Consider the following 14,342-nt stretch of genomic DNA (forward strand, 5'->3'; position numbering starts at 1 on the left):
TCATCGGGTAAAACATGGATTTTAATGACATCTACTACTTTTACCTTACCGCAGAAAATCGCGGTTTTACGGCGGCGGAACGAGCCTCGGGCATTACCAAGTCATTGTTAAGCAGACGTGTTGCACAGCTTGAAGAAAAAGTCGGCGTACAATTAATTCAACGTAACAGCCGACAATTTTCCCTCACAGAAGCGGGCAGACAACTCTATGAAGGCGCCATTAATATGGTGTCTGAAGGACAGTCTGCGTACGACTCTGTGGCGCTATTACGTTCAGTTCCCTCTGGCATAGTCAGAGTCAGTTGCCCGACTGTCTTAGCCCAGCATCATTTATCGCTACTGCTACCAGACTTTATGCGGCAATACCCGAAAATATCCGTGTCCCTTGATGCCACAGATCGCCATGTGCAAGTCATTGAGGAGCGTATTGATATCGCACTTCGTTCCAGTAAATCCCTTGATAGTGAACCTGGATTAGTTTCCAGAGCACTTGCGACCACTAAAATGATTTTGGTGGCGAGCCCTGATTTTATTGCTCAACATGGAATGCCGACTCACCCGAATCAATTAGCTCGAATGCCAACACTGTGCGACCAGGTAGAACGTCAAGAAGGGGAGCATAAATGGGAGCTATTTAGCCCTGAAGGGTGCCACAGCATAGTCAAACATCACCCTCGATTGTTTTGTTTTAATCGCTGGGTCCAATTGGAATCGGCGATCCAAGGCATTGGTATAGGATTGTTGCCTAACCCAGTGGCGGCACTCAGTGTGGAAAAAGGAAAGTTGATTCATGTGTTGCCCGAATGGACAACGAAAGGCCAGATTATTCACGCGGTCTTTTCAAAAAGAAAAGGCATGAACCCTGCTTCACGTGCCTTCTTAGATTACCTTATTTTGCATTTGCCTGAAATTTTAACCGCGCCATCCTTTGATAATAATTTTTTCACATAAGCTTGGTTACACTGTGTGTTCTATATGTGTGTTTGTGTAAAAAATGTGGATTTCGACCAATCCTCATGGTTTAGTGTCTTTCAGCACTCGAACACCACTTTCAAGGAGAACAGCGATGGAAAACTTTATTTTAGACGATGCGCTTAACTTAGCCGCGCTGGCTATCATGCTAGGTAGCTTTGCCGTTCTGGCGGTAACAAACGTAGTCCATGTGATTAAAAACCGCGTCGCTTAATAACGAATCTATAAGCTCTTTCGTCACACTGCGAAAGAGCTTTGATTCTTTTCTTATTCCCCACCTATACCGTCACACCCAATTCTAACAATACACTTTCTAAGTCCTTTTTTACTTGCTCTAAATAAAGCGTCAGATCCCATTCCAAGCGAATACTGTCTACCACATTGTCATCTTTGGCACTCTTCAACAAAGCTTCAATATCAGACATTGTGTTTGAACAAGCGCTAAGCCCCATTGTGCCAGTTGACCCCTTCAGAGAATGCGCCGTTTTCAATAATAGTTGTCTATCGCGCTGTGCCATGGCTTGCTCAAGGTTTTCTAGTAAGACGCCTGTTTCTTGCAAAAAGCTTTCTTTTAAGCTGGCATAAAGCGCTTTGTTATTCGCAAACCGAGCCATGATTGATGCCACCTCTTCCGTTCTTCTGTTCTCTATCATGCCCTGACTCACATGAGCATCTGACTCAATACATGCACTAGGCTCTACATCGGCTTTTCTAAAACGCCCTACATGCTGACAGATCACACAAATCATCAGATCAATATCGAGTGGCTTACCTAGGTGATCATTCATTCCTGCATGCAGACAGGCTTCTTGATCAGACTTAGACACATTCGCGGTCATGGCGACAATCGGCAGCTGAGTAAACCGCGGGTCTCGACGTATTCTTCTGGTTGCCTCTAAACCGTCTACATTCGGCATTTGCATGTCCATCAACACTAAGTCAAACGCCGAAGGCTCAGACTCTAATACCGCAGCGACGCCTTCTTCGCCCCCTTCGGCTAGCGTCACTTCAGCACCTTCTGCCTGCAGCAGTTCCTCTGCGACTTGACGGTTAAACGCGTTATCTTCCACCACTAAAAGTCGAAGCCCTTGCAAGCGATTCGTACTGGAGAGAGAGGCGGTTGCAGCAAGGCGCTCTGTAATAACAGCAACTTCCTGCTCATCAACCACAGGTAACACCAACGAGAAATAGAAATGACTGCCTTCACCCAATACACTTTCAACCATCAACTCTCCCCCCATCAAACGCACTAGACGACGAGAAATAACGAGGCCCAAGCCAGAACCACCAAAACGTCGAGCGGTGGAAGATTCCGCCTGAGAAAACACCTCGAAAATATTTTCCTTCTGACGCATGTCGATCCCTATTCCTGTGTCTTTTACACTGAATTTAAGGTGTGAAACCTCAGGGCGACTGAAGACCTGTTTAATCGAAATTTCCACCGTCCCTTCCAAGGTGAACTTCAAGGCATTACTGGATAAATTGGTCAGAACTTGCAATAAACGCAGATGATCTCCCTCTAAAAACGCGGGAATATTGCTATCAATGTCGTAACTGAGTTTAACCTTGGTATTCATAGCAAGCCCTGAGAGAAGCGTATCCAACTCTGAAACTAGCTGTGTTAACGAAAATGGTGCATGCTCAATTTCGAGCTTGCCGGCGTCGACTTTCGAGTAATCCAAAATGTCATTGATTAATCCCAATAACGACTTCGCAGCGACATGCGCCTTGGCAATATAATCTGCTTGCTTTACATCCAGAGCGGTTCGCTGAACCAATTGCAACATGCCGAGCACCGCATTCATTGGGGTACGAATTTCATGGCTCATGTTAGCTAAGAACTCAGACTTAGCTAAACTAGCGGCATCCGCTTCTTCTTTGGCTCGTCGTAACCAAGTTTCTAATTCATACTCTTGTGTAATGTCTCGGTTAATGCCTGTAACACTGGTCACATTACCTTGCCTATCTAGCTCTACATGTGCTCGCGCTTGGATATATCGAACACTTTCATTTGGCAAAACAATACGATACATCTGATCGAAGGCTTCACCATCCTGCAAGGTTCTTTGCAACGCTTGTTCAAAGTCAGCTTTGTCTTCCAGATGAAGGCGCTCTATCCAATGTTGGTAAGACACCCCTTCTCGCTTAAGGGTGATTGGCTGCTGATAGATTTGAAACATCATGTCATTCCAATCTAGCTCATCGGTTTGTACATTCCATGTCCAAATCCCCAGTTGCGCCACATTGGCGGCCATCAATAATTGATCTCGCATCGAGATGATTTTGGCGTTTGATTTTTTCTGCTTGGTTATATCGATTGCCATGTTTAAGAAACCGATGACCACTCCCTTGTCATCATGCATTGGAGTAATGACCACAGAAACATCAAGGTGTTTGCCTTGTTTGTCTATATAGGTCCACTCCCGACTGTCTGATTTTTTATGCATAGCATGGTAAAACAAGGTCGCCAGTTCTGACTCTATTGGTGCCTTTGTGTCGTTTTCTAATGATTTTTTTAACGCTAGAATTTCGTCTTTAAAATGGAAACTTAATGGTGTTAACTGACCAATCACTTCTTCACTAGAATATTTCAGCATTCGCTGAGCACCAGAGTTAAACAAGGTAATCATGCCATCCAAATCCGTAGCAACAATGGCAATTTCAGACGATGCATTAAGAACATCATTTAGGATAAGGTTTAACTTTTGAAGCGCCGCCGTTCGCTCTTTCACTTGATTTTCGAGGCTATTGTTTAACTCCCGAATTTTCGCTTCAGCGGACTTTTGTAATGAGATATCACGTACGGATTTAGACGCACCGATCACATAACCACTGGCGCCATAAATGGGAGAAATCGCCACAGAAACAGGTATTTCATTGCCACTCTTGGTTTTCCTTACCGTATCAAAATGGCTAACGTCTTCTCCCTTCTTAATGCTCTCAAATATCTGTCTCTCCTGTTCACTACGATCATCAGGAATCAATAATTGATAGACAGAATCCCCTAAAACATCGCTTTTTTTGTAGCCAAATATCTTCTCAGCGCCTTTATTCCAACTGGTAATAATACCGTCTAACGTTGTGCCAACTATGCCATCTGAAGAGCTTTCAACAATGGCTGCAATCTTTGCTTGCTGTGAAATAATTTCTTGACGATGCTGTCGGCTTACTCGGACAACACCTAATAATGTGGCGCTTAAAAGGCTGATCAATACACCCACCCCAAAAATATCCCTAGGGTTTGGTAAGTTAAGGTTTTCAATAAACGATGGATAAACAGAAAAGTGGCTTTCCCAAATACGGCCATAAATAGGGAAACTCTTTCTTTGAGTATATAGCCCATGAGGTTGGTTATAATTACTGTCAAAAAACATCTCAGAGTTATCGGCTTCCGTTATATCAAATAGTTCAAGATGCACGTTCTTAGTGTTCAAGCCTAAATCAGCCATTACTTCTTGCATCAATAACGGGGCATAACTCCAACCATACGCCCTGTCTTGGCGGGCTTTTAAGGTCTTAGGTGCAGCACCACTATTATAAATAGGCATAAGGATCAAAAAAGATTGCAGTGGGTTGCCCGTAGCCTGCACTAAGGTAATCGGGCCGGTTAAATGCACTTTACCCGTATCTATGGCCGCTTTGGCTGCTGTTCTACGGTTTTTCTCGGAAGCGATATCCAAGCCAACAGCCTGAACATTTCGTACCACAGGTTCAATATATTGAATCACATAGCGCTCACCAGAATGGGGCGATAATTCTTTAATGTGAAAATCTAACCAGCCATCTTGCTGCGCTCTTTGCACGAAACGCTCAACGTCAGAAGGCTGAACTCGTCGAATAAAACCAAACCCTCGTGCACCAGGAAACTCTTGGTCTATGTCGCGACTCAAGCTATAGCGCATAAAAAGACGGCGAGAAAGACCATATTCCCCTGCGGTTAAAATCGCCCCACGAGCGCCTCTAAGCCCGTATTGATAGAGTCTAATACGTTCATTGACGGTTTTGATGGCTTGATCAGAAGCGACTTGAACAGCTTTGGTAATTCGATGTTGATTATTGGATTTGATGTGCTCAGTGGTTAGCGCCGTGAGGCACAACCCCACCAGCAATGTCGCCAACACCCACTTATTACTGATCGAATCTGCGAATTTCCATTTCTTCATTCTAATCATCACCCTATCGCCTTAAATAATGAGGCGGCTTGTGAAAAAGACCTTCGTCTAGAAAAAAGAAGGTGCTCACTCGACAGACAAACGAGCACACAGGCCCTGTGTAAGTCTTAGCTAACTATAGTAGAAAAAGCATTCCATAAATCACATATAAACCATCTAGTTACAATATTAAACATTTGCGACTTCCCCCCTTAAATCAACAGAAACACAGCCCAGGTGATATGGCATAATGCACTCAACTCGATTCAATCTGGAGATAGTATGCGCGTGATATTGACGCTTCTCATAGCAACCCTAATAAGCAGCTGTAGCTTAATTAATCAGAAGGCCCTTTCATTACAAGTCGGCATGGGAAAAGCGGAAGTGAGTAAGATTATGGGGACGCCTAACCGACGCTCTTTTAATGGCACAACCGAAGCTTGGCAATACGCTGATTTCGTTAGCAAGGATCAATGTAGCTACATTACAGCCTGGTTTAAAGGTGAAAGCTTAGCCGCCCTGACGTCTCGAGAAGAGACCCGTATGAAGGATTGCAGCAAGGGTATTTTAGACATTGATTGGTCACAAATCCCAATGGGAGTAAATTAGATAAAAGTGTGTAAATGAGTACCATTATTGTCGCTTTTGGTTTCTTTTTATCCAGCAATAAGCCTATTCTGTCGATGGATGCACAAGCATGTAGTTCCTAATAACAATAAACACAGGATGTCCGACATGAATAACCATGCAAACCGTGGCGTTGTCTATCAAGGCAATGGCACAGTCAAAGTAGAAGCAATCCCTTTTCCCGAACTCGCTATTGGCAAACGTCGTTGCGACCACGGCGTTATCCTCAAAGTCGTCACGACAAATATTTGCGGCAGTGACCAACACATGGTGCGTGGCCGCACGACCGCGCCCAATGGTCTAGTTCTAGGCCATGAAATTACCGGTGAAGTCATTGAATGCGGCCGAGATGTTGAGTTCATCCACGTGGGGGATCTGGTGTCTGTTCCATTCAACATTGCCTGTGGCCGCTGCCGCCATTGCAAAGAAGGCAAAACGGGGATTTGTTTGAATGTGAACCCAGCGCGTCCGGGCGCGGCTTATGGCTATGTAGACATGGGCGGCTGGGTTGGTGGGCAAGCCGATTACGTCATGGTGCCTTACGCTGATTTCAACTTATTAAAGTTCCCTAACGCAGACCAAGCCCGCGAAAAAATCCAAGATCTAACACTCTTATCTGATATTTTCCCAACCGGATTCCATGGCTGTATCACCGCAGGTGTTGGCCCTGGTTCGACTGTCTACATTGCAGGAGCTGGTCCTGTAGGATTGGCCGCTGCCGCCTCTGCAAAACTGCTGGGCGCCGCCTGTATTATCGTTGGCGATATGGTAGAAGACAGATTAAACCAAGCGCGCTCTTTTGGCTGCGAAACCATCGACCTGAAACAAGAAGGCGACATGCAAGACAAGATTGAAGCCATTCTTGGCGAACGCGAAGTGGATGCGTTTGTCGATTGTGTCGGCTTTGAAGCCCACGCTTGTGGTTGCAACCATCACCAAGAATCGCCCGCCGTAGTGCTCAACTCTGCAATGCAAATTACCCGCGCAGGGGGGCAAATTGGCATACCTGGCTTGTATGTCACAGAAGATCCTGGGGCGGCCGACGCGGCGGCACAACAAGGCAGCCTGAGCATGCGCTTCGGCCTTGGCTGGGCCAAATCTCACTCTCTTCACACCGGCCAATGCCCTGTGATGAAATACCACCGCCAGCTAATGCAAGCCATCTTATTCGACAAGGTTGAGATCGCTAAAGCCGTCAACGTGCAAATGATCTCCTTAGATCAAGCACCACAAGGCTACGCTGACTTTGATGGCGGAGCGGCTAAAAAATTCGTTATCGATCCACATAGAATGGTGAGCTAAGCGTTTTTACGCTCAGAGCAACGCCAACGTCAGCCTCACTGACACTAGAAAAGCGCTTTCCTTAGGGTAAGCGCTTTTTATTTTTTGCCCCCTCTTCCCCATCATTCGCCCACCAGCATTATTCAGCGCACGACCTCAGCATGGAAAATCAATAACGGAACGAAGAAATTTCGTAATTGCTGGCTTTTTAAAAAACATCAAAGATAAAGGCATCATTAAAACAATAACAAGTTAGGAGTTAACCATGAGCCAGCATTTTGAAAATATCCCTGCAATTAAATATGAAGGGAAAGACTCTTCTAACCCGTTCGCCTTCAAACATTATGATGCCAACAAGGTGCTCATGGGAAAAACCATGGCAGAACATTTGCGCATGTCTGCGTGTTATTGGCATAACTTCTGCTGGCAAGGCAGCGACGTATTTGGTGCCAACACCTTTGATCGGGCTTGGTACAAACCGACAAACGAAATGGAGGCCGCTAAAATGAAAGCCGATGCGGCTTTTGAGTTTTTCACTAAACTGGGCATCCCTTACTATAGCTTTCATGATGTGGATGTCAGCCCTGAAGGGCGCTCCGTTAAAGAGTACATACGTAACTTCTCTGAAATGGTCGATGTGCTAGAAGCAAAGCAAGAAGAAACAGGAGTCAAGCTCCTGTGGGGAACCGCCAATGCGTTCTCAAATCCACGTTATATGTCTGGCGCCGCATCAAACCCCAACCCTGAAATATTTACCTACGCCGCCACCCAAGTGTTTCACGCAATGAACGCCACCAAAAAACTAAAAGGCGAAAATTACGTTCTTTGGGGCGGTCGTGAAGGCTATGAAACCCTACTGAATACCGATCTAAAACGCGAACGCGCACAGCTTGGTCGTTTCATGCAGATGGTGGTTGAACACAAACACAAAATTGGCTTTACAGGCACTCTCTTAATTGAACCAAAACCTGCTGAACCTACTAAACACCAATACGACTATGACACTGCCACTGTCTATGGTTTCTTAAAAGAGTTTGGTTTAGAGAATGAGATCAAGGTAAACATCGAAGCCAATCATGCCACCTTAGCAGGTCACAGCTTTCATCATGAAATTGCCACCGCCTGCTCGCTAGGCATATTAGGCTCTGTTGACGCCAACCAAGGCGATGCCCAATTAGGTTGGGATACGGACCAGTTCCCAAGCAGTGTTGAAGAGTACACACTTGTAACGTACGAGATCCTAAAAGCCGGCGGCTTTAAAACCGGCGGCTATATGTTTGACACCAAACTGCGCCGCCAATCCATTGATCTTGAAGACATGTTCCATGCCCATATTGGCGCCATGGACACACTCGCATTATCGCTAGAACGTGCCGTTAAAATGATCGAAGACGCCACTCTAGCGACTCTGGTGGAGCAAAGGTACGCACAATGGAATGACACACTAGGTTTGGATATTTTAGCGGGCAAACACTCACTTCAAGATTTAGCAGAGTACGCCTTGCGTAACAATCTGAACCCAACTCCGACGTCAGGCCGACAAGAGAGATTAGAAAATATCGTTAACGGCTACATTTACCGTTAATCCCCATTCTTCATGCCTCTTACGCGCGAAAGCGGTTAGGCATCTTGACATTAAAAAAGCGCCTAATTGGCGCTTTTTTAATGCCTCTTAAGGGAGTACAACAGATCACGCCTTTAGTTAAAGGTACGCTATTGTGTTTAAAACTCGCCGCCCTGTTCCTTACCAAGACGCGACGAAATACGATATTCCCTTGGGGTCATACCGACATTTTTACGCATCACTGTGTACATATACTGAACCGATGGATAGCCGCAAGTACGGGCTATTTCATCAAAGGCAAGATTGGTGGACGTAACTAATTCACAGGCTCGATAAAATTTCGTCATGTGCAATTGCTCGTGCATTGAGCAACCGATTTCTTCAACAAATCGCGTTTCTAAGTTGGTACGAGATAAGCCTACATAATCAACGACTTGGGCGACCTTCACCCCTCGACACGCATTATGACGAATAAAGTGCATCGCCTGAATAACATAGGGGTCATTTAATGCTCGGTAATCAGAAGACTGCCTAGCCTCAACACCCACAGGGTCGACAACAACCAAAGCGTCTTCTACGGAATAGCCAAGTAACATTCGATGCAGCATTTTAGCGGCGGCGTATCCCATCTCTTTACTGCCCTGTTCCACCGAGGAAAGCGCCGTTCGATTCAAATAACGAGCCATGCTTTCGTTATCAATGCCGATAATCGCAATTTCTTCTGGCACCATAATATTAAGATGATCACAGGCCTGTAATAGATGCCTTGCCCGTGAATCCGTTACCGCAACAATACCGATGGGTTTAGGCAAACTGTTTAACCAGGTTTCTAAATCATGTTGCGCGGTTTGCCACGACGCTGCACTGGTCGGTAAGCCAAGATTCACATAAGGATGATAACCATCGGAACGGACTTGCTCGACAAAGGCGCTTTCTCTTTCGCCAGCCCAACGGCTATAACGGGTACTTGGCAGCCCATAAAAAGCAAATTCTGTCAGGCCTTTTTGTTTGAGATGATCATAGGCAAGTTTGACTAAGGCGGCGTTATCGGTGGCGACATAAGGCAGTCTTGGATAATCCGTTTTGTGAGCATAAGAGCCACCAACAGCCACGGTCGGAATCGTCGAGTCTTTCAGAATCGCTTCCACATCTGGGTTATCAAAGTCGGCAATGATACCGTCACCTTCCCAGTGAGTAAGCCCTTCTACTCGGGAGCGAAAATCGTCCTCCAAATAGACATCCCAATCACATTGTGCCGCTTGTAAATATTCACCAATGCCTTCAACCACTTGACGGTCATAGACTTTATTGGCGTTGAAGACGAGATTAAGCCGATAACGTTTTTCAAACATACACATTCATCTCTTATTATTATGGGTATCAGTGATAGATATTTATCATACACTGGTATTTTATTGAGATAATGCCAGATCGAAAAAAAAGAAAAATCACGGTGAAAATTCATAATCAGCAGCCGCAAAGTCAGCACCAATAACAGGGTGTCTCACTCTCAAGAAAACGACGACAACCCCTTCACGCCTTGATACAAGGACTGATATTGTTGACGTTTTTGCTGATAGTACTCTCGATCGTTCATTATCGGTTCAAATCGAGCGATCCTATTAGGTTTACAGCAAATCCCCTGTAATGCGCCCTGCCCATGTATCGCAAGTGCAGCAAGCCGCGCCGCGCCCAATGCCGGCCCCACGTCTCCGCCTTCTCGATAATCCATAGGAACCCCCAAAATAGTCGCAAGCAACTGCAACCAATAATGACTGCGCGCACCGCCACCAATCACATCGATACTCGCCTCTATTTGCTGCACGGATTGCACCGCATCAAGCCCATCCTGCAAGGCGAACGAAACGCCTTCTAACACGGCTTCTAGCAAATCAATCGCTTGTGTTTCATGAGACAAACCATAAAACACCCCTTTGGCATTAGGATCATTATGAGGCGTTCTTTCGCCGCTTAGATAAGGCAAAAAAACCACCCCAGGATTCGATGGCAATTTTCGCTGTATCGGCCGATTCTCCAGCGCTTGGAAAGCCGCTTTTACGCTACCAAATTGCGTTAATTGCACCACCCAATCGACACAACTGGCAGCACTTAAAATCACCGACATGGTATGCCAAGTATTGGGCAAGGCGTGACCAAAGCTGTGTAAGGCAACGTCTGGATTGGCAGTAAAACCATCGCTCACCGAAAAAATCACCCCTGATGTTCCCAGCGATAACATGGTTTGTCCTTTATGTATCACGCCCATACCCACTGCGCCCGCCGCATTGTCACCTCCCCCTGCGACAACCGGCACACAAGGCAAAGACCAGCGCTGTGCAACCTCAAGACTGAGCGTGCCGGTTATCTCGCAGCCCTCATAAACCTTTGGCATCTGTGCCATGGTTAGCCCTGTTGCGTGCAACATACACTCGCTCCAGGTTCGCTCTTCCATGTCGAGCCATAAGGTGCCTGACGCATCTGAGACATCCGTGGCAAATTCATTCGTCATGCGTAATCTAAGAAAATCCTTGGGTAATAATACTTTCGCTATGCGCCGAAAGACCTCAGGCTCATGCTCCCGTAGCCACACTAATTTGGGTGCCGTAAAACCAGGCATTACCAAGTTTCCCGTAATCGCTTGCACTTCAGGGCACTGCCTCTGTAATTGCTGGCAAGCGTCAAAAGAGCGCCCGTCATTCCATAAAATAGCCGGCCTTAATACACGATTTTTCGCATCCAATAAGGTCGCTCCGTGCATTTGCCCAGACAAACCAATCGCCTTAACCCTGCCTAAATCGTGCGCCAGAGCAAGCGCTAACATGGCCTTATCAGTGGCTTGCCACCAATGTTCTGGGTCTTGTTCAGACCACAATGGATGCGGTCTTGAAACACTCAAAGGCGATGTTTGACTGGCGATCACTTGCCCTTCTTCGGACATTAAAATAACTTTTACACCAGATGTGCCCAGATCGATTCCTAAATACATACGATTTCCTTTTGATGAAGCACGAATTGACGCCACAATTCACCGACAAATGACTCGGTAAAGGCGCGCATTACTGAGCTTTTTTGGTTTTCACATCCAACCAAACCGCCAACAGCAAGATGCCTCCTTTGACGATCAACTGCCAAAACGTCGGCACATCCAACATGCTCATACCATTGTCTAGGCTCGACATAATCAAGGCCCCCATGATGGCACCAAAAACAGTACCGACACCGCCCGCTAAGCTAGTCCCACCGATAACACACGCGGCAATCGCGTCCAGCTCAGCCATATTACCGGCGGCAGGCGACCCAGCGCCCAAGCGAGAAGTTAAAATTAACGCGGCGACGGCCACCATCACGCCATTGAACCCAAACACAAACATCTTGTTTTTTTCTACGTTGACGCCAGACATCCTAGTGGCTTCGATGTTGCCACCAATGGCGTACACACGGCGCCCAAAGGCGGTTCTTTTGGCCACATAAGTCGCTACCAAAATCAGCGCCCCCATAATCAAAATTGGGGTCGGAATGCCTCGATAGCCTTCCAATATCGCCAATAAAATCAACAGCACAGCCACCGATATAACAGCATTTAAGTATTCAAATTTGGCCGAACTGTTGCTCACACCATGCTTATGTTGTGCTTGGCGACGGCGATACACCTTAGCAATCACCCCCAGACACAAGAGCAACACCAAACTCACGCCCCAACCGGTTGGAACATAACTCTGACCAATGACGCCTAATGCACCAGAGGTAGGCGCCACCGTAGCGCCATCGGTCAATCCCACCAAAATGCCACGAAACGCCAGCATCCCCGCCAAGGTCACGATAAAAGAAGGGACTTTTTGATACGCCACCCACCAGCCATTAAACAGCCCTAACAATAAGCCTGCTCCCATGGTGATCAAGACGGTCAACATAATAGGAAAGTGAAGCCAAACATCTAGAATCGCCGCAATGCCACCAAGCAAGCCCATCATAGAACCAACAGAAAGGTCGATTTCTGCACTGATTATGACAAACACCATGCCGATCGCTAGCACCCCGACAATGGCGGTTTGACGAAATAAGTTGGACACATTACGAGGTGAAATAAACGCGCCATCGGTGGCAAAAGAAAAGAACACCACGATCAAAAACATCGCAGCCAACATGGCTAACAGCTGCAATTGATTGGTTTTTATTGTTTTTAACATTTTCGATATTTCCTTAAGCAAGTGCGGTGTCGTTAATGGCGCAGTTCATGATTTTTTCTTGCGTTAGCCCCTGATAGCCAAATTCTCCTTTTAATTGGCCTTCATGCATCACCAATACTCGATCACTAATACCAATCACTTCTGGTAATTCGGAGGACACCATAATGATGGAAACGCCTTCTTTCACGAGGGCAAACATCAACTTATAAATTTCGTATTTGGCGCCCACATCAATGCCTCGGGTCGGTTCATCCAAGATCAATATTTTGGGATTGGTTAAGAGAAAACGCGCAATAATGGCCTTTTGTTGATTACCACCACTGAGGTTTTTAATGGCCAGCTCTGAGGTGGCGGTTTTGACTTTAAGACGGGTTATCGAGTCATGGACATCATGGGATTCTGTGTCTTCATCAATCGCCCCCCAAAGGGAGGTATAACGATCCAGAATCGACAAGGTAATATTGCGCCCCACACCCATAATGGGCACTATGCCATGACGCTTTCGGTCTTCTGGCACCATGGCGATCCCGGCCTTTAATGCCGCCCGCTGGGAGCGTATCTGCAATGGCTTTCCTGCTAGTTCAAGCGTGGCCCGATATTGCCCCGCGTAACAACCATATATGCACTGCATAAGCTCAGTTCGACCGGAACCAATAAGACCAGCAATGCCTAGAATTTCCCCTTTGCGAAGGGCAAAACTCACATCATCCACTTGCGGGCGAGACGCCCCTGCTTGAATAGCGTGTGCGTGATTGACTTGTAAAATCACCTCACCAATCTGGTGGGATTCTCTAGGAAAAAGCTCATCCAATTGACGCCCGACCATCATGCTAATGATGTCATTTTGAGTCAGCGTTGCCGCGGCTTTGGTGGCGATATGGTTACCATCTCGAATCACCGCGACCCAATCTGATAACGCCAGCACCTCGTCCAATTTGTGCGAGATATACACGCAGGCAATGCCCTGCTCTTTCAGCCCATTGACAATGTTCAGTAAAATATCAATCTCATTATTGGTCAAAGACGAAGTCGGCTCATCAAGAATCAAAAGCTTCACATTTTTGTTCAGCGCTTTCGCAATCTCGACCAGTTGCTGCTGCCCCACACCCAACTCTCGAACCAAGGTATCGGGAGAAATATTAAGCTTTACTTGCGCCAATAACTCACGGGTTCGACTGTGCATCATGGCGTCATTTAAGCTCGCAAAAGAACCTAATTCGTTGCCTAAGAAAATATTCTCCATGACAGACAATTCTTTCACGAGCGCTAATTCTTGATGAATAATGACAATGCCTAAGGTTTCTGTGTCTCGAATTCCGCTCGCCTTAACTTGCTGACCTTGAAAGTAAATCTCACCGTCATAGGACCCATAAGGCCATACGCCACTTAGCACCTTCATCAAGGTCGATTTACCTGAACCATTCTCACCGCACAGTGACAACACCTCGCCGTCACCCAAGGTAATACTGACTCCGTTTAACGCACGCACACCGGAAAAACTTTTCACGATATTGCGCATATCCAATAGGGGTTGTTTCATACCGCCACCTCTATGAAAAGC

Annotated in this window: 9 protein-coding genes; 4 read left to right on the forward strand and 5 right to left on the reverse strand. The window is 46.4% G+C overall.

The genetic code is table 11. The features are described from left to right. Positions 1-14 precede the first annotated feature (14 nt). On the forward strand, positions 15-950 hold the full coding sequence (locus E0D71_RS01340; protein WP_133001503.1) for a LysR family transcriptional regulator: 936 nt from the start codon (positions 15-17) through the stop codon (positions 948-950). Positions 951-1,249: 299 nt separating this feature from the next. Here E0D71_RS01340 and E0D71_RS01345 read toward each other — a convergent pair whose 3' ends face one another. Beyond that, entirely contained in the window at positions 1,250-5,143 is a 3,894-nt protein-coding gene (locus E0D71_RS01345; protein WP_243711894.1) for a CHASE domain-containing protein, read from the reverse strand. Positions 5,144-5,404: 261 nt separating this feature from the next. Here E0D71_RS01345 and E0D71_RS01350 point away from each other — a divergent pair, with 261 nt between their 5' ends. The 3 genes from E0D71_RS01350 to xylA all read left to right on the forward strand — a co-directional run bounded on the left by E0D71_RS01350 (position 5,405) and on the right by xylA (position 8,615). Continuing rightward, entirely contained in the window at positions 5,405-5,731 is a 327-nt protein-coding gene (locus E0D71_RS01350; protein WP_133001504.1) for a hypothetical protein, read from the forward strand. A 126-nt stretch (positions 5,732-5,857) separates the two neighbouring features. Continuing rightward, entirely contained in the window at positions 5,858-7,051 is a 1,194-nt protein-coding gene (gene fdhA, locus E0D71_RS01355) for a formaldehyde dehydrogenase, glutathione-independent (RefSeq protein WP_133001505.1), read from the forward strand. 244 nt (positions 7,052-7,295) lie between these two features. Continuing rightward, positions 7,296-8,615 (forward strand): xylose isomerase, encoded by a 1,320-nt coding sequence (gene xylA, locus E0D71_RS01360; protein WP_133001506.1) that lies wholly within the window; start codon positions 7,296-7,298, stop codon positions 8,613-8,615. 137 nt (positions 8,616-8,752) lie between these two features. Here xylA and E0D71_RS01365 read toward each other — a convergent pair whose 3' ends face one another. The 4 genes from E0D71_RS01365 to E0D71_RS01380 all read right to left on the reverse strand — a co-directional run bounded on the left by E0D71_RS01365 (position 8,753) and on the right by E0D71_RS01380 (position 14,321). Further along, the gene (locus E0D71_RS01365) at positions 8,753-9,946 is read right to left on the reverse strand and encodes a DNA-binding transcriptional regulator (RefSeq protein WP_133001507.1); all 1,194 of its coding nucleotides are present in this window, start codon (positions 9,944-9,946) and stop codon (positions 8,753-8,755) included. A gap of 158 nt (positions 9,947-10,104) precedes the next feature. Further along, positions 10,105-11,580, reverse strand: coding sequence for a xylulokinase (gene xylB, locus E0D71_RS01370; protein ID WP_133001508.1), 1,476 nt, complete (start codon positions 11,578-11,580; stop codon positions 10,105-10,107). A 70-nt stretch (positions 11,581-11,650) separates the two neighbouring features. Next, a complete protein-coding gene (locus E0D71_RS01375) occupies positions 11,651-12,781 on the reverse strand; it encodes a sugar ABC transporter permease (protein WP_133001509.1) in 1,131 nt (376 codons plus the stop codon). Between the two features lie 13 nt (positions 12,782-12,794). Continuing rightward, a complete protein-coding gene (locus tag E0D71_RS01380; RefSeq protein ID WP_133001510.1) occupies positions 12,795-14,321 on the reverse strand; it encodes a xylose ABC transporter ATP-binding protein in 1,527 nt (508 codons plus the stop codon). Positions 14,322-14,342 lie beyond the last annotated feature (21 nt).

Source organism: Marinomonas sp. KMM3893 (assembly GCF_004352855.1).
Taxonomy (GTDB): domain Bacteria; phylum Pseudomonadota; class Gammaproteobacteria; order Pseudomonadales; family Marinomonadaceae; genus Marinomonas; species Marinomonas arenicola.